The organism is Enterococcus rotai (assembly GCF_001465345.1).
GTDB classification, from domain to species: domain Bacteria; phylum Bacillota; class Bacilli; order Lactobacillales; family Enterococcaceae; genus Enterococcus_L; species Enterococcus_L rotai.
Map to the genome: position 1 here is coordinate 692,605 of NZ_CP013655.1, position 17,644 is coordinate 710,248.

The following is a 17,644-nucleotide window of genomic DNA, read 5'->3' on the forward strand; positions in this document are numbered from 1 at the left end:
TCAAGTCATTTTTTGTTAAACAAAACTAGATTCTGTCAAACAGTCACGGTAGATCGCTTCAACATCTGATTCAGTTAACGGAACAAACGCATCTGTTTTGATCGTACTGTGTGCCACTGCTTGTTTCGCCATTTCTTCAAATTTTTCCTCATCGATCCCAACTGCTGGCAATGTCATCGGAATGTCACACGCTTTGAAGAAATCATAGGTTGCTTGAATTCCTTTTTTCGCTGCAAGCATCGGATCCTTCTCAATAATTCCCCATACATTATGGGCAAACTGAGCAAATTTAGCGACTGTTTGTTCCGAAAGTACATAATTCATCCAACGCGGAGTTAAAATAGCCAAACCGATTCCATGAGTAATATCATAAAAAGCACTTAGCTCATGCTCCATTGCATGACAGGACCAAACACCATGTTTCCCGTTTCTTGTCAAACCATTCAACGCTAAGCTGCTTGACCACATCAAATTAGCACGGGCGTCATAATCATCAGGTGTAACAAGTGCAATTGGACAATTTTTAATCACCGCACGCATCAAGCCTTCTGAAACAAAATCTTGAACGTCGGTGCCTTCTGTTACATTAAAGTAACTTTCAAACAAATGACTTAAGATATCCGCAGAACCAGCTGCTGTTTGATACGCTGGTACCGTAAAGGTTGTTGTTGGATCTAAGAAAGAAACTTTTGGCATCATCGCAGGGCCACCAACACCTAATTTTTGATTCGTTGCTAAATTTGTGATCACTGCCCCAACGTTCATCTCACTACCTGTCGCAGCTAATGTTAAAATCGTAACGAGCGGTAAGGCATCCCCTTGAAACCCTTTTCGTCCAGCAATGACTGTCCACGGGTCTTCTTCACTATAAAAACCTGCCGCAACTACTTTGGCACAATCGATGGTTGACCCACCACCAACAGCTAAGATCACATCTACATCATGTTCACGACATAATGCCACGCCATGACGAACCGTTTCGATACGAGGATTTGGTTCAACGCCACTTAATTCCACAACTTTATTTTGATTTTGCCCAAGCAAACCGATTACTTGATCGTACAACCCGTTTCTTTTAATACTTCCGCCACCATAAACTAACAATACATTTTTGCCATAAACATTCAACACATCTGTTAATTCTGTTGTTAAACGATCTTTTCCAAAACGAATATCTGTCGGTACGTAAAATCTGAAATTATCCAATAGTTCTTCCTCCATTCAATTTAGGGTTCTTACTCTATGATAGTCCATCAAAAAGGAGTGTCAAGAAATACAGTCACTCGATTAAATTGGGGTATAAAAACAGCTCCGTCTAGAATCAGGAGCTGTTTTACTAATTATTATCATTAACTGTTGATTGCTGTTTCAAGACCAACTTCGATCATATCGTTAAAGGTTGTTTGGCGTTCTTCAGCAGTTGTTTCTTCACCCGTTACCAAACTATCACTAACGGTCATGATTGCTAAGGCTTGCACATCAAATTTAGCTGCTAAGTAATATAAGGCTGCAGCTTCCATTTCAATTGCTAAAACACCTAATTTACCTAATTCAAATACACCATCCATGCTATCTTTGTAGAAAACATCATCTGACAACACGTTTCCTACATGCGTAACAAAGCCTTTTTCTTTCGCTGTTGTATATGATTTCAACAGCAAATCAAAATCAGCGATTTGCGGGAAATCGTACTTAGGAAAATCATTACGGATCATTGATGACGGCGTTGCGGCTGCTTGTGCAATCACCAAATCTCTAACTTTCACTTTCTCAGAAATCGAACCACAGGTACCCACACGAATCAATTTTTTCACATCATATGAATTGATCAATTCATGCGCATAAATAGTCGCTGAAGGCATCCCCATTCCTGTTCCTTGAACAGAAACTCGTTCACCTTTATAGGTCCCTGTGTAACCTAACATTCCTCTGACCTGATTGTAGCAAACCGGATTTTCTAAAAATGTTTCGGCAATATATTTTGCGCGTAATGGATCTCCTGGCAGTAAAATTTTATCTGCGATTTCACCTGGTTTTGCTTCGATATGAACACTCATACTTTTTCTCCTTTAATCATACAGTTTATAATGCCGCTAATGCCGCTTTAACTAATTCTTTAAATTGCCCCTTCACACGCTCTGTCGTCTCCACAACCTCAGCATGATTCAAACTACTTTGCATACCCGCAGCTAAGTTAGTAATACATGAGATTCCCAGAACTTTCAGCCCACTATGAGCCGCAACAATAACTTCTGAAACGGTCGACATCCCCACCGCATCTGCTCCCATTACACGAGACATACGAATTTCAGCAGGTGTTTCGTAAGTTGGTCCAGAAAAACCCATATAGACACCTTCCTGCAATGGTACATTTTGCGCTTTCGCTACTTTTCTTGCTACCTCAGCATACTCTGGTGTATAGGCATGACTCATATCTGGGAAACGCGGACCCATTTCATCCTCATTTTCACCAATCAACGGATTATCGAAAGTAAAGTTGATATGATCTGTAATCAACATCAAATTCCCTGGTGTAAAGTTCTCATTCACTCCACCAGCAGCGTTTGTTACAATAATAGAATGCGCTCCGATCGCTGCCATCATACGGACTGGATACGTCACAGTTTGCATTGAATGACCTTCATAATAGTGGAAACGCCCTTGCATTGCTAACACTTTTTTTCCTGAAAGTGTACCATAAACTAGTTTACCTGCATGGCCAACAACGGCAGAAACAGCAAAATGGGGAATTTCAGAAAACGGGATAGCAATCGCATCTTCTATTTCATCTGCTAATTCGCCTAATCCTGAACCTAAGATCAAACCAAATTCTACTTCCTTAATTCCTTTTTCTTTTAAAAAACTAGTTGTCTCTTTTAACATTTCACTTAGTTTTGTCATCATTTTTCTCCTATACCAGTTTATTTAAGAAGCTTTCGCCATTTTCAGTTTTTGGAACAGCAAAGTTTTCAGCCACCGTTGCTGAGATATCTGCATAATGACCTTGGGGTAAGCTTCCTTGGCCATTCATTTTCTTGCTGTAAACTAATAATGGAACATACTCTCTAGTGTGGTCAGTCCCAGGGAATGTTGGATCGTTTCCGTGGTCAGCTGTAATCATTAATAAATCGTCTTCTTCCATTGCATCAATGATTTCAGGAAGTCTTAAATCAAATGCTTCGATTGCATGGGCGTATCCTACTACATCACGGCGATGACCATATAACGCATCAAAATCAACTAAGTTTGTAAAACTCAAGCCTTCAAAATCGCGTTTCATTACGTTAAGCAATTGATCGACACCGTCCATATTACTTTTCGTACGAACAGAGTCTGTGATCCCTTGACCGTTGAAAATATCATTGATTTTTCCAACAGCAATCACTTCTTTCCCATTATCTTTCAAGGAATCTAGGACTGTTTGACCAAATGGATCTAGGGCATAATCATGGCGATTACTTGTTCTAGTAAAATTACCTGGTTCGCCAAGATAAGGACGAGCAATAATACGGCCAATCATATAAGGCTCGTCTTTGGTAATATCACGAACATACTGACAAATACGATACAATTCTTCCAAAGGAATGATCTCTTCGTGAGCTGCGATTTGCAAGACTGGATCAGCTGATGTGTAAACAATCAAATCACCTGTTTCCATTTGATGTGGACCAAAATCGTCGATCACGGCTGTTCCGCTGTATGGTTTATTACAAACAATTTTACGACCTGAAAATTCTTCGATTTGTTTTAATAATTCTTCTGGAAATCCATCTGGAAATACACGGAAAGGTTTTTGAATATTCAAACCCATGATCTCCCAGTGCCCTGTCATCGTATCTTTCCCTACTGAAATTTCTTCTAATTTTGTTGCGTAGCCTTTGTGATCCGCAACAGCTTCTACATTATGCAAAGGCGCGATCGTTCCTAGACCTAGATTTTCTAAATTTGGAATCGTCAAACCGGCTTCTTTTGCGATATGACCTAACGTATCGCTACCGACATCACCAAATTTTTCAGCATCAGGCGCTTCCCCGATCCCAACTGAATCCATTACTACTAAATGCACACGTTTAAACATAACCATCCTTCTTTCTTTTATTTTGGTTTAAAGCTTTACCTGTTCATTCTGTAAAACTAGTCTGGTAATTATTATAAAAAGGGCATGACTTAAGATAACTTCCCATAGCCCGCCCTTTTATACTTAATTTATTTATTTTGATTTGATATAATTCTTCCCAATAGCTTTTGGACCAGATGCTTTTCCTAAGAAAACGACCAATACGATAATGGTCAACACATAAGGTGCCGCTTGTAAATAAACGGCTGGGATTGATGAAATCACTGGTAAGTTTGAGCCAGCAATACTAATATTCTGAGCAAAGCCGAAGAATAATGCCGCGCCCATCGCACCTAGTGGATTCCATTTACCAAAAATCATCGCTGCCATCGAAATAAATCCTTGTCCAGCAATCGTTGTAACGGCAAAACGTCCAGCAATTGTTTGAGCAAAAACGGCTCCCCCGATTCCACCTAAAAATCCAGAAATCAAAACGCCAGCATAACGCATTAGATAAACATTAATTCCAAGAGTATCTGCTGCTTGTGGATTTTCACCGACTGAACGAAGACGCAAACCAAAGCGCGTTTTGAACAACACAAACCAAGACAAAATTGCGACTAAGATTGCCACAAAAGCTGGCAAGGTCGTTTGTTTAAAGAATAGATCACCTAGAATCGGAATATCTTTCAAAATAGGGAATGAAAAGTACCCAAATGATTCTGTAATTGTATCCGTTTGACCTTTTCCGTAAATCACTTTGATCAAGAAAATCCCTAAAGCCGGAGCCATCAAATTGACTACGGTTCCGCTGATGATATGATCGGCTCTTAGATTGATCGTTGCAACTGCATGCAATAGCGAGAATAACATCCCGACTACACCACCAACTAAACAAGCAAGCCAAGGTGTTGCTGCACCAAACGTTTCAGCAAATGTTAAGTTAAATACCACCGAACTGAAAGCACCCATAACCATAATACCTTCAAGACCTACGTTTACAATACCACTACGTTCAGAAAATGTCCCGCCCAAAGCCGTAAAGACCAAAGGAGTGGAATAAACCAACGTTTGTGTAATAATCGGCGCTAATACAGCGATTAATGCAATATTCATTAGATTTTTCCTCCTTCTTGACTTGTCGGATCTGATTTTCCAACTAATTCTTCAACCACGGCTACTTCTTTTTTGTTACCTGAAGCTTTTGCCAATAAGAAGCGAATCAAATAGCTGATTGCGACAAAGAAAATGATCGCAGCAATTACGACATCGACTAATTCGATCGGAACACCAGCACGTAAAGGCATCCCTTGACCGCCAAGTTTCAGTACACTGAAGAGGATCGCCGACAGGAAGATCCCCACCGAACTACCTGCTCCTAGTAAGGAGATCGCCATTCCATCAAAACCGATACTCAATGAAGAACCTTGAACAAAGAAGTTCCCAAATGTACCTAATCCAAGAACCACACCACCAAGACCAGCTAAAGTCCCTGAAATGACCATAGACATTACAATAGTTCGTTTACTGCTCATTCCAGCATATTCTGACGCAAATGGGTTCAATCCAACTGAACGAATTTCATAGCCCAAAGTTGTTTTCTTCATCAGGAACCAAATCAAGACTAAGAAAATAAGTGCCATAATAATTCCGATATTCAAACGGGAACCACTACTCAGCTCTTTCAAAAAGCCTGTACGTAAACTCGCGTTTTCTCCAATTACTTTGGTCACACCTTTGTTGCTCATGTAATCTTTTGACATCACATTATTCACAATATGCGTGCTTGTATAAAGGAAAACATAGTTCAACATGATCGTAACGATTACTTCACTTGTGCCGAAAAATGCACGTAATAAACCAGGAATTGCAGCGGCTGCCGCTCCTGCTAAAGCACCTGCCAAGATCGCTGTTGGCAATACTACTAAACGTGGTGCGTCCGGCATTGCTAGAGCTACCCAAATACTTGTTACCCAACCACACAACGCTTGCCCTGAAAGCCCGATATTAAAGAATCCAGCAGAGTTTGCTACCGCAAATCCTAAAGCTGTAAAAATCAACGGACCCGCTGTTACAAAAATCTCACCGATACTTTTTGGACTTTGAAAAGCAGTCTTAAGCATCGCTTGATAGCCTGCAATCGGATCTTGACCTGAAATAAGCATAATAATTGCGCCAAGAATAAATCCCATCAACACTGATAATATAGGAACTAAAATATTCCGTAGTTTTTCTGACCGATTATTCAACTGCCTCACCTGCCTTTTGATTCAATTCGGCTCTAGCTTCTTCCAATGAGTAACCTGCCATTAAGAGCCCTAATTCATTTTCACTGGTTTCTTTTGGATCAACGATCCCAACGATTTTCCCTGCATGAATGACAGCAATTCGATCAGAAACATTTAAGATTTCTTCCAGTTCAAAACTAACGACTAATACCGCTTTATCTTTATCCCGTTGTTCGATCAACCGCTTATGAATGTACTCGATAGCACCAACATCCAAACCACGAGTCGGTTGAGAAACAATTAGCAAATCTGGATCGCGATCGACCTCACGAGCGATAATTGCTTTTTGTTGATTCCCACCTGATAATGCTTTAGCTGGAACTAATTCGTTTACTGTACGTACATCATATTCTTCTATTAACTTGCGCGCATAAGAATTGATTTGGTTGTAATTTAAAACACCGTTGTTACTTAATGGTTTTTTATAGTAGGTTTGCAATGCAATATTCTCTGCTAGCGTCATATCCAAGATCAACCCATACTTGTGTCGATCTTCTGGTACGTGACCAACACCAGCTTCTGTAATTGCTCGAGGATTTTTATTTGTGATTGCTTCTCCTCTAAGCTCAACTGAGCCACTTTCAGCTTTACGTAACCCTGTTAGTGCTTGAATCAATTCAGTCTGACCATTGCCATCGATCCCTGCGATCCCGACTACTTCACCAGCACGTACATCTAAGCTTAAACCTTTAACTGCTTCTAAGCCGCGACTTTCCTTTACCACTAAATCTTTAATCGAAAGAACGACTTCTTTTGGCTCGGCAGCTTTTTTTTCTGTTTTAAATGAAACAGAACGCCCCACCATCATATCGGCTAATTGTTGTGAAGAGACATCCTTAACATTGACTGTATCAATACTTTGACCACGACGGATAACCGTACAACGATCCGCTACTTTTTTGATTTCATCTAATTTATGTGTAATCAAGATAATAGATTTACCTTCTTGAACAAGTCCACGCATGATTTCAATCAACTCATCAATTTCTTGCGGCGTTAAAACAGCGGTCGGTTCGTCAAAAATCAATACATCTGCACCACGATACAACGTTTTCAAAATTTCCACACGTTGTTGAGCACCCACAGAGATATCACGAATATAGGCACCTGGGTCTACTGATAACCCGTACTGTTCTGAAACACGTTTGATTTCTGCTGTTGCCTTTTTACGGTCTAAAATACCAGCATGTGTTGGTTCACTTCCAAGAACAATATTTTCTGTCACGGTGAATGCATCTACCAACATAAAATGTTGATGAACCATCCCAATTCCTAAACGATTCGCTGCAGTCGGTCCATTGATCGTAACTTTTGAACCATTCATAAAAATTTCACCTGATGTTGGTTCTAACAAACCAGACAAAATATTCATCAAGGTAGATTTACCCGCACCATTTTCCCCAAGCAATGCATGAATTTCTCCAGGCCGAACAGTTAAGTTGATATTATCATTGGCCTTAAATGTTCCAAACTGCTTAGTGATATTACGCATCTCAATTACATAGTTTTCCTGAGCCACATTTTTCACTTCCTAACGATTTAATCACTTACACTTACATCCTCTATTAATACGGTACTTCTAAAAAAATAAAGTAGCTTTTAGGCTCTTAAAGAAAGAAAATGAGTTGTCTTTTCATTCGTTTTCTTTCTTTAAAGGCTTAATAAAATCTTAGCGCTGCTACGAATGCAGCGCTAAGCAGAAAGTTCTATTCTTTTACATCTTTTGGTACTTCAGGAACAGTGATTTTTTCAGCGATGATTTCTTCTTTTGCTTTATCAACAGCTTTTTGTGCTTCTTCTGATAAATAGCCTTTTGTTAAATCAACACCGCCGTCTTTCAAACCATACACTAAGTGTTCGCCGCCAGGGAATTTATCTTCTAAGGCACGGTTAGAAATATCTTGTACTGCTGCACCTACACCTTTAAGTGTTGATGTTAAAGTGAAGTTATCTTCTTTACCGTCTTTAGTTTTGTATTTACCTTCTTTATCTTGGTCACTATCTACGCCAATAACCCAAACTTTGTCTTTTGAGCCAGTTTCGTTTAAATCTTTTGCTTCTTGGAAGACACCTTGTCCTGTACCACCTGAAGCGTGGAAGATGATGTCTGCGCCTTTTTGGTACATAGATGCTGCTAAGGCTTTCCCTTTAGCAGGATCTCCAAATGAAGCAGCGTATTCGATTTCAACTTTGATATCTTTGTTCAACGCTTTGGCAGTGTCGATCACACCTTGGTGGAAACCAGCTTCAAAACGGTCAATAACCGCGCCTTCTTCACCACCGATAAAGCCAACAGTGTTTGTTTTTGTTGTGTGTGCCGCAGCAACACCAGCTAAGTAAGAAGCTTCTTGGTCTTTAAATGTTGCAGAAACTACGTTGTCTTTGCCTTCAATAACACTATCAATGATACCAAATTGTGTATCTGGGTTTGCATCTGCTGCTGTACCAATCGAATCAGCTAATAAGTAGCCGATACCAAAAACTGTTTTAAATCCATTAGAAACAGCTGTATCAATATTTGTTACGTATTCTGAAGCATCGTTTGATTGAATGTAATCAAAGCCATCTGCTCCTTTTTTAAGATCATGCTCTTTCCCCCAAGCTTGCAAACCTTCCCAAGCTGATTGGTTAAATGAACGATCATCTACCCCGCCGATATCAGTAACGATCACAACGCTGTGATCAGCGTCCCCACCTGCTGATTTTCCATCTGTTGAATCTTTTTTACCTCCACCACATGCCGCTAAGGCAACTGTTAACGCTAGTGCAGTCAAGCCAAAACCAAATAATTTTGCTTTTTTCATCTCTGTAAAGCCCCCTAAAATAGTTTTATATTTTCAACAGCCGGATGACTGAATGAAACAAGATAATAGTGAAACAACTCTCTCTTCGGTCGTCTTGTACTTTTCAACATCAAAGTAACGATTTTTTGAGAGATTCGTTTCATATAGCTAGATCTTAAAAGCCACATGTAGAACACTGTAGCGTATTATAGATCTTTTTCAGTAAAGGCGTATGGCAATAAGTCGCCCACCGTTGTCTCTTTCGTCACACCATGAACGCCCACCAAGGTAACTGGCATTTCAGGCGCGCAAAATTCAGCCATCACTTGTCGGCATGCGCCGCATGGAGAGATTGGCTCAGGTGTATTTCCTGCAATTACTAGATGTTGGAATTCACGTTCACCTTCCGAAACAGCTTTGAATATAGCTGTCCGTTCTGCACAATTTGTCAATCCATATGAAGCATTTTCGATATTGACACCTTGATAGGCTTTTCCTTCTTTAGTAACTAGACATGCTCCCACTGGAAAGTGAGAGTATGGTACATAAGCTTTTGTTAACGCAGTATCTGCGATAGCTAACCACTCTTGTTTTGCTGTCATTTGTCCGCCACTTTCTGCTTTAGATTAATAGCCTGCTCCAGTTGAGCCTTCCATGATAGCAACCCCAGCACTTGTCCCAATACGTGTAGCGCCAGCATCGATCATCGCTTTGGCCTCAGCTTCGTTATGAATACCGCCTGAAGCTTTAACACCCATATCTGGTCCCACCGTTTTGCGCATTAATGTAACATCTGCAACCGTTGCTCCACCAGTTGAAAAACCTGTCGATGTTTTAACAAAATCAGCTCCTGATTCTTTCGCTAATTCACATACTTTGATTTTTTCTTCGTCGGTTAGTAAAGCTGTCTCAATGATCACTTTCACTAAAGCTTTCCCTTTGGCCGCTTCGACAACTGCTTGAATATCTTTCAACACTTTTTTATACTGCTTAGATTTCAACGCACCTACATTGATGACCATGTCAACTTCTGTTGCACCATTGTTGATCGCATCTGTTGCTTCATATGCTTTTACTTCTGACGTGTTGGCTCCTAAAGGAAAACCAATTACTGTACAAACATCAACTGATGTTCCTGCTAAGTGTTCTTTTGCTAGCGCAACCCAGCAAGGATTGATACATACTGAGAAGAATTCGTATTTTTTGGCTTCTTCAATAATCCGTAAAACATCCTCTTCCTTCGCATCTGCTTTTAAAATAGTGTGGTCAATCATTTGATTTAATTCCATTATTTTTTTACACATCCTTTATGCTGTTATTATATCATGAATCAGCTCAGGTTCAGTACCAGAACTGCCGATTTCGATATTTTTATATAAAAGTTCTTTTACGTTTTCGATTGAGTCTGAATTGGCATAAATAGTTAGCAATGATTCACCTGATTCAACTGGCATACCGACTTTTTTATGAAGCTTGATGCCTACAGCATGATCGATTGAATCTTCTTTCGTTGCACGTCCTGCGCCTAAAAGCATTGCCGCGATCCCAATCTCATTTGCCACTAGCTTTTGCACGACACCAGCTGATTTTGCTGGTAATTCTATTTGGTATTTTGCTGTCAGTAAACGTTCTGGTGCATCAATGATACTATCATCTCCACCTTGATTACGGATCATTTCTCGGAATTTATCTAGTGCTTTGCCTGATTCCAAGGCCTCTTTCAACATAGCTCTGGCTTCGTCTAACGTTTCAGCTTTTTTGGCTAAAACAACCATTTGACTGCCTAAGATATAGCACATCTCCATGAGATCTTCTGGTCCTTTGCCTTGAAGCGTTTCGATCGCTTCGACAACTTCTAAACTATTGCCAATTGCTTCACCGAGCGGTTGAGACATGTCGGAGATCACAGCCATCGTCTGACGATTGGCTAAGCGACCAATGCGAACCATTGTTTCAGCTAAGCGACGTGCTTCATCGATATTTTTCATAAAAGCACCTTCACCCGTTGTCACATCCAATACGATTGCATCTGCTCCTGCTGCAATTTTTTTACTCATGATCGAGCTTGCGATCAGTGGAATCGAATTAACTGTTGCTGTCACATCACGTAAGGCATATAATTTTTTATCTGCTGGCGCAAGATCACCTGACTGTCCTATAACTGCTACGTGACTTTCATTTACTAAACGAATAAACTCTTCATCTGGGATTTCTACATGAAATCCTGGTATTGCTTCTAGCTTATCAAGCGTACCGCCTGTATATCCGAGCCCTCTACCGGACATTTTAGCCACACTAGCGCCAACGCTGGCAACAAGCGGTGCTAAAATCAAGGTGGTTGTATCACCGACGCCACCAGTAGAATGCTTATCTACTTTGATTCCTTGAATTGATGAAAGATCGATCATCTCACCTGAATTTGCCATCGCTAATGTCAGGGTCGTAATTTCCTCATCTGTCATATCTTTGTAAAAAACAGTCATCAAAAATGCGCTCATCTGGTAATCCGGAATATCACCTTTCGTATAGCCGGAAATAATGAATTGAATTTCTTGGTCCGTCAAGACCTGTCCATCCCGTTTTTTCTCGATCAAATCTACCATTCTCATGCTTTTTTTCCTCCGAATCAATCCCCAAGGATGTATTATACACTAAAATTGTTCAGGTTAAAACCTTTTAGTAAAACAGTTTACTAACGCTTCCATAAATTGAAAACGCTTATAACACGAACATTAAATCAAATCGACCCGATTGTCAATCGATTTCGTGCTATTTCTTAAAATAAATGTTGTATCAAAAATTTTATTTGGTATTTTTTTCTCTGGATCATTGATTGATTCCACCAAGAACTGTGCGGCATAAAAACCAATATCAAAGCTAGGTTGATAAACAGTGGTTAACCCTGGAACTAAATATTCCGAAATTTCCAATCCATCAAATCCAATGACAGAAATATCCTCGGGAATTTTTTTACCGCATCCTTCTATTGCCTGATATGCGCCCATCGCCATTTCATCATTTCCGCAAAAAATAGCAGTGAGTTCTGAATTCTTCAATACATTTTTAGCCGCCGTATAACCGCCACCTAAATTCAAATCGCCATTACTCATGTATTCTTCTCTAACTGGAATACCGTGATCTTTTAGTGCATGCTGGTACGCTGTCACTCGTTCAGTCAATTGATAATACCCATCGTTTTCTGTCAACATCCCAATGTGTCTGTGACCTTGTTCGATCAACGAGCAGACCGCTTGGTAAGCGCCCTCATATTCTTTTACGATCAAACGGCCATTTTCTCGAGGGTTGATACCGCGATCGACTAAGATCACTGGAACCTTTCGTTTTTTCTTATTTCGCAAAATATGATCCACCGGCAAAATATTAGGTGTTGCAAAAATGATCCCATCCACTGAACGATGAACTAGCTCCGTAACGTATTGCGTTGCCTTATCTTCATCATGTTTAGAATTGCATAACAAAATCATGTAGCCTAAAGAGTTCAAATACGTTTCCACACCTTCGATCACTTTAGCAAAGAAAAAATCCGTTACATCTGGAACCACCATCCCAATCGTTTTCGAATGACGAGTAATGATGTTTGACGCAAAATAATCTGGTTTGTAATCATATTCTTCCACCACAGCTAAAACCTTATTTCGCGTTCTTTCACTAAAGCGACTCCCTTTGTCATTGATGATCTGCGAAACTGTTGTTACTGATACACCAGCCATATCCGCAATTTCTTTAATGGTCAATTTCATAGTCCATTCTCCCTTTGTCGACAAGCCCTACCAACCATGTCAACGTTTTCAAAATTAATTTCGAATGACTACAGTTTAGCAGAATTTTCTAGAATAGAATAGCTTAACCAGAAAAAACGACTGACTAAAACCAAAATAGCTGACCGAGCACATCTTTTCCACCTCTTGATCAGCTGTTATCCAAACACCGTCTAAACCACTGCTACCAGTTATTCGTCAGCATCAAAAGACCTGGTATCCAGCAAGTGACCACTCCTTCAAAAATCGCAAAATATAAAACAGGTTTTCCAATTTCTTTTTTCAATACATACTCAATAAATCCTGTCAGCCATAAAATTCCCCACGATAACCAAATCAGGGCAAAACGCCAGTCCCCATCGACCGTATACGAAATATAAGCCGCTGGAATTGTATTTACCGCAACAAAAAAGGCGAATATTCCATAAATACGCATATCCAAATCAAAGACATAGATCAGCCCAACCATCAAGTAAGTAAATGCAAACAAGTAGCCTGTTCCAGCATCATAATAAGCACCTTTAAACAAATAAATCGTATTGATAATAAAAGATAAACTTCCAGTCATCAAATTGATCAGACCAGTCGATTTTTTATCCACTCCAGCTAATCCGCAATAACCATTGCTGATCAACGTGATTGCTACAAATAATAATCCTACTCCTAACACGATAATCCCTCCAATAACTTTTCAAAAAAAGATCGTTTACTACTGGACTATTTTACTTTAAAACGGCGGAAAAAACTACCTCCTTTTACAGATTCCTTATCTCTTATTGACAGAGATCGCAACACATGTTAAAGTCTTCAAAATACTTATTGAACGTTACCAAAATAGAGAGGATGATACCGTGAAACGCGAACATGTCAAAAATCTACCTAAAATCGAGCTACACTGTCATTTAGATGGATCGATCCGACCAGAAACATTACGAGAGATAGCAGACGCACAAGGCATTGCTCTACCCAACGATCACGCACAGTTAAAGGAGCTATTAATCGCACCTAAGGATTGTCAAAATTTAAATGATTATTTAGAGCGTTTTGATTTAGTTTTGACTTGCCTTCAAACTGAAGCAGCGTTAACAGCAGCGGCAATCGATGTTATCAGCCAAGCAGCTGAAGAAAATATCCAGTATATCGAAGTTCGTTTTGCACCGTCGCAGCATACTGAAAAAGGCCTCTCCTTGCCAAAAGTGATCACGGCGGTTTTAGCCGGTCTTGAACAAGGACAGCAACAATTTGGTGTAAAAAGTAATGCTTTATTATGCGGCATGCGTCACGAAGAACTAAAAGAAATCGAAAAAATCGTCCAGCTAGCAGAAGTGTATAAAACAAGTGGGGTTGTCGGTTTCGATCTTGCAGGGAACGAGATTGATTTTCCACCGTACACCTTTGAAGAGACGCTAGATCTAGTCAATCAACTATCTATTCCACTAACGCTTCACGCTGGTGAATGCGGCTGCGGTAAAAATGTTGCCGATGCTATTCACCTTGGTGCCAAACGGATTGGACATGGGATTGCCTTAAAAGACACTCCAGAATATTTCTCTTTACTGCAAAAAGAAAACATCTTAATTGAAATGTGCCCCACTAGTAATTTCCAAACAAAAACCGTTACTCGTCTAGCCGACTATCCTTTCCAAACGTTTCTAGAAGCAGGGATCAACATTTGCATCAATACAGATAATCGGACAGTTTCGGATACAACATTAACAGATGAGTTTATGAAACTTCATGAATGGTACGGTATTACTTATGCCGACATGGAACAATTGAATCACAACGCTGTGAATGGTGCCTTTATTTCTGAAAGTGAAAAACAGCTTCTTCATGATCAATTGACGAAGAGTTATTGATTGGTCCCCATAAAAAAAGGTAGGATGAACGTGCGAAACGTTCACCCTGCCTTTTTTATTTCGTGGTTGAGGTCTTACCCTTTTTCCAAATACTTTGTGGCTAGGGTGAAACTTATAGTCTTATGCCTAGTCACTTGATGATTCCTGTTTGATCAACACCAATGATCTGCCAATCATAAATTCTAGCCGTTTTACCGTTTTGTTCTGCTTTTTCTAGCGAAAGTTTCACATATCTAGCTTCAACTAGACCGATTGCATCACGGCTACTATTTTCAGTATTGCCACGATGCTGAACAACGGTTGTCCAATTATTTCCATCACTGCTTACAGAAATATCATAGTCTCTTGTATTCCATTCTGGACTTTCACCACCTGCTCCTGCATGAAATAGTTCAAAACCAGCAATTGTTTTTACCGCTCCTAAATCAGCGATCATCCACGGCTGATCACTGCTGTTATCACACCATTTCGTTTTTACGTTGCCGTCTAACGCAAAGCGATAGCTTTCACTGTTATTTGTATAACCTGACCCTTGAGTCGCTGTTGTTGTTGGCAACGTAGAGAGATTTTCTATTTTGATGCCCGTGCTTGGATCGTAAACATGGAGATAGTTTTCTTTAATCACTTCTGTTTCACCTGACGCATTCACTGCCGTTGCTTTTACGGTATAAACGCCCGCTTGATCAAAAGAGAGTGACACTTCTTTCCCAGAAGCTGTTTGCGGTGTTGCACCGAGCACTTCCCAATTGACCGTTTCTGTCGATTTAGAAACAGTTGCAGATAACGTAAGTGTTTCCCCAGGTGCAATCAGTGTACTACTCGCATTAATGGCAATCTCTGGTTTTTTCAACGCTTCAAATGTGTAGACTGCTGACGCTCCTTTCTTTTGATCTTCTCGACCATAATGATCGACCGGAACCACGTGATAGCTATTATTTTCTGTTGAACGTGTTTGATTTAATAAGGTATATGCTTGGTTAGCTGTTTCACCTTCAAATTGCAATTGACCAGCCACTTCCCGATAAATACGATAAGAAGCCGTATTTTCCCCTTTGGAATCCCAATTCATCCGAATACTTTCAGTTAAGTCATCCACTACTGTTTTCCCAGAAAAAGTAACTTGACTGACAGCACTGACTGGTGTTATTTTTTCATTTCCAAGTTTTAATTGACCTAAATAAATCGTTGCTGGACCACTCTCAGTATTTTTTAAATTCAACCCAACAGCTGTCACAGTTTGATAATTTGCAGGCTTGAGGGAATACGTTGTTTGAACCCAACCATTTGCTAAAGCTTGTTGGTTTCCTTGGATCGTTAACGGTTGTTCTTTGCCTTTTAGTTCTAAAACTAGCGCAGCCTCATTTGCTCCTTTTGTCACTACAGTTGCGGTGTCTGCTGCATCAACCTTAACTTGAGATGCGTATAATTTGATGAAACTTGAGGTTCCAGCTGCCATTGCGCCAGATAACTTGATCGATGAACCACCATTAAAAGCATCTTCATAACTAATTGCGGCTTCAAGTTGATTGCCCTCTCCGTTATCGATGACCCAGCGATAGGTCGGCAAAACATCTTGAATACTACGATTGTTAAAGTTTCCTTCTTTGACTTTGCTTCCGTTTTGATAAAAAGCATCGCCATTTCCCACATTAAAATTCGTCAAAAATGGCAAACTAGTTACGGGTGTTTTTTCTACATAATAACGAGAAACACCTTGCCATTCATTACTGGAGCTCGCTACAGACCGAGGATCTCCTTGAGGATTTATCCAAAGTAGCTTTTCATTTTCCCAATAACGATCAATGTTATATTGTCCGCCATCCCGCAACGTCCAATCAGGACAATACAGCCCTAAAGAAACCAGTGGCTGACCGTTTTCACCTAAAATACTGCTTGGCTTCCGTCTACTATTGACGCCATTTGCCTGAACATCGATCCCAGCAAAAAGGTCGTAAGGGTCACGTTCCAACTGCATCGCTTTTTCCCGTGATCCAGCGAGTCCTTGCCAACGAAAATCAATAAACAGTTTATCGGAAACACGTTTTTTTCCATCTTGGAAATACCCTTGATTTTGCTCGTTTAAGGCTCCTTGCCAGTCGACCTTGCCAGTCGGAAGCATGGAATCATACCAAATAACTTGCTGATTTTTCGGTTTATGAGTCTGCAAATAACTCATAAATTCTTTCATGGCAGTGGCCGTTTGTGCATCAACATTGGTTTCTTGATTGATAAACCAGCCATCAAAACCATAAACCGTAGACATTTCTATTAATTTGTCTGCCATTGGAAATCTACCTTGTTGATCCTTTTGGACAAATTGAGTTACCCATTCACTTTTCCCACCATAGGCTTCTGGCGGAAAGAAAACTGTCCCGACAACTGGTACACCATTTCGATGCGCAGAATCAGTAACATCCCCACTTGGTGGCACGATGATCCCTTCACCTGAGGATCCTGCCCACGCAACAAGAGTGTCGATATATTGCCAATTAGTAAAGTTGTAGACTGCTTTATCTGTTCCGCCTTGGGACGGTGTTCCTTTTGTGTGACGATTGACAATTGCGATCGACAACACTTTAGCTTCTGTACTTTGATCAGCATTTGTTTTCTTTCCTTGTACCCGAGTAACTAAAGGCACTTTAGACAGATTAAACGGCGCATCAGGATCGCTTTGAGGACTCCATTTTAACAATGTTTCAGGAAATAAAGCTGTTGATTCTGGCACTTGATCAAATAAAGGGATACTAGTTTCTTGACTGACTTTTGATGGCTCTGCGGAAACAGTTGGCGTAAACAACAAATTTGTCCCTAACGTAATAGTCATTGCCGTGCAGCAGTAAAGTACACTTTTCCAAGTTTTTCTTTTCAACGAATGAAC

The 17,644-nt window shown here is 40.1% G+C and carries 15 protein-coding genes; 1 reads left to right on the plus strand and 14 read right to left on the minus strand.

Translation table 11 applies throughout. The features are described 5' to 3' along the window. Positions 1-15: 15 nt before the first annotated feature. From ATZ35_RS03335 to ATZ35_RS03395, 13 genes are all read right to left on the minus strand, one after another. Entirely contained in the window at positions 16-1,206 is a 1,191-nt protein-coding gene (locus ATZ35_RS03335; protein ID WP_208929488.1) for an iron-containing alcohol dehydrogenase, read from the minus strand. Positions 1,207-1,349: 143 nt separating this feature from the next. Then, complete coding sequence (gene deoD / locus ATZ35_RS03340; RefSeq protein ID WP_208929489.1) at positions 1,350-2,057, minus strand: purine-nucleoside phosphorylase; 708 nt, start codon at positions 2,055-2,057, stop codon at positions 1,350-1,352. Between the two features lie 25 nt (positions 2,058-2,082). Continuing rightward, positions 2,083-2,901 carry a purine-nucleoside phosphorylase gene (locus ATZ35_RS03345; protein WP_208930414.1) on the minus strand — a complete coding sequence of 273 codons (819 nt, stop codon included), beginning with the start codon at positions 2,899-2,901 and terminating at the stop codon, positions 2,083-2,085. 10 nt (positions 2,902-2,911) lie between these two features. Next, on the minus strand, positions 2,912-4,078 hold the full coding sequence (gene deoB / locus ATZ35_RS03350; protein ID WP_208929490.1) for a phosphopentomutase: 1,167 nt from the start codon (positions 4,076-4,078) through the stop codon (positions 2,912-2,914). A 132-nt stretch (positions 4,079-4,210) separates the two neighbouring features. Next, positions 4,211-5,173: an ABC transporter permease gene (locus ATZ35_RS03355; RefSeq protein WP_010770607.1), complete on the minus strand. Its 963-nt coding sequence runs from the start codon at positions 5,171-5,173 to the stop codon at positions 4,211-4,213. Continuing rightward, entirely contained in the window at positions 5,173-6,306 is a 1,134-nt protein-coding gene (locus ATZ35_RS03360) for an ABC transporter permease (RefSeq protein WP_208929491.1), read from the minus strand. Before ATZ35_RS03360 ends, ATZ35_RS03355 begins: the two co-directional genes overlap by 1 nt. Next, entirely contained in the window at positions 6,299-7,864 is a 1,566-nt protein-coding gene (locus tag ATZ35_RS03365) for an ABC transporter ATP-binding protein (RefSeq protein ID WP_208929492.1), read from the minus strand. Before ATZ35_RS03365 ends, ATZ35_RS03360 begins: the two co-directional genes overlap by 8 nt. A gap of 187 nt (positions 7,865-8,051) precedes the next feature. Continuing rightward, on the minus strand, positions 8,052-9,149 hold the full coding sequence (locus tag ATZ35_RS03370; protein ID WP_208929493.1) for a BMP family lipoprotein: 1,098 nt from the start codon (positions 9,147-9,149) through the stop codon (positions 8,052-8,054). 185 nt (positions 9,150-9,334) lie between these two features. Beyond that, positions 9,335-9,730: a cytidine deaminase gene (locus ATZ35_RS03375; protein ID WP_208929494.1), complete on the minus strand. Its 396-nt coding sequence runs from the start codon at positions 9,728-9,730 to the stop codon at positions 9,335-9,337. A gap of 24 nt (positions 9,731-9,754) precedes the next feature. Beyond that, the gene (deoC, locus tag ATZ35_RS03380) at positions 9,755-10,417 is read right to left on the minus strand and encodes a deoxyribose-phosphate aldolase (protein ID WP_208929495.1); all 663 of its coding nucleotides are present in this window, start codon (positions 10,415-10,417) and stop codon (positions 9,755-9,757) included. A gap of 18 nt (positions 10,418-10,435) precedes the next feature. Then, positions 10,436-11,737 carry a pyrimidine-nucleoside phosphorylase gene (locus ATZ35_RS03385; protein WP_208929496.1) on the minus strand — a complete coding sequence of 434 codons (1,302 nt, stop codon included), beginning with the start codon at positions 11,735-11,737 and terminating at the stop codon, positions 10,436-10,438. A gap of 123 nt (positions 11,738-11,860) precedes the next feature. After that, positions 11,861-12,889, minus strand: a complete 1,029-nt coding sequence (locus ATZ35_RS03390) for a LacI family DNA-binding transcriptional regulator (protein WP_208929497.1) — start codon at positions 12,887-12,889, stop codon at positions 11,861-11,863. Between the two features lie 202 nt (positions 12,890-13,091). Then, positions 13,092-13,577 carry an AmiS/UreI family transporter gene (locus ATZ35_RS03395; RefSeq protein ID WP_208929498.1) on the minus strand — a complete coding sequence of 162 codons (486 nt, stop codon included), beginning with the start codon at positions 13,575-13,577 and terminating at the stop codon, positions 13,092-13,094. A gap of 181 nt (positions 13,578-13,758) precedes the next feature. On the opposite strand from ATZ35_RS03395, the gene add reads away from it, so the two are divergent. Then, positions 13,759-14,766: an adenosine deaminase gene (gene add, locus ATZ35_RS03400; RefSeq protein ID WP_208929499.1), complete on the plus strand. Its 1,008-nt coding sequence runs from the start codon at positions 13,759-13,761 to the stop codon at positions 14,764-14,766. A 130-nt stretch (positions 14,767-14,896) separates the two neighbouring features. On the opposite strand, the gene ATZ35_RS03405 is transcribed toward add, so the two are convergent. Next, a complete protein-coding gene (locus ATZ35_RS03405) occupies positions 14,897-17,635 on the minus strand; it encodes an endo-beta-N-acetylglucosaminidase (protein WP_208929500.1) in 2,739 nt (912 codons plus the stop codon). Between the last annotated feature and the right edge of the window lie 9 nt (positions 17,636-17,644).

Bases quoted from the DNA above. Each gene is read 5' to 3' on its own strand.
- deoD (WP_208929489.1), bottom strand. From the start codon at position 2,057: ATGAGTGTTCATATCGAAGCAAAACCAGGTGAAATCGCAGATAAAATT.
- ATZ35_RS03345 (WP_208930414.1), bottom strand. From the start codon at position 2,901: ATGACAAAACTAAGTGAAATGTTAAAAGAGACAACTAGTTTTTTAAAA.
- deoB (WP_208929490.1), bottom strand. From the start codon at position 4,078: ATGTTTAAACGTGTGCATTTAGTAGTAATGGATTCAGTTGGGATCGGG.
- ATZ35_RS03355 (WP_010770607.1), bottom strand. From the start codon at position 5,173: ATGAATATTGCATTAATCGCTGTATTAGCGCCGATTATTACACAAACG.
- ATZ35_RS03370 (WP_208929493.1), bottom strand. From the start codon at position 9,149: ATGAAAAAAGCAAAATTATTTGGTTTTGGCTTGACTGCACTAGCGTTA.
- ATZ35_RS03375 (WP_208929494.1), bottom strand. From the start codon at position 9,730: ATGACAGCAAAACAAGAGTGGTTAGCTATCGCAGATACTGCGTTAACA.
- deoC (WP_208929495.1), bottom strand. From the start codon at position 10,417: ATGGAATTAAATCAAATGATTGACCACACTATTTTAAAAGCAGATGCG.
- ATZ35_RS03385 (WP_208929496.1), bottom strand. From the start codon at position 11,737: ATGAGAATGGTAGATTTGATCGAGAAAAAACGGGATGGACAGGTCTTG.
- ATZ35_RS03390 (WP_208929497.1), bottom strand. From the start codon at position 12,889: ATGAAATTGACCATTAAAGAAATTGCGGATATGGCTGGTGTATCAGTA.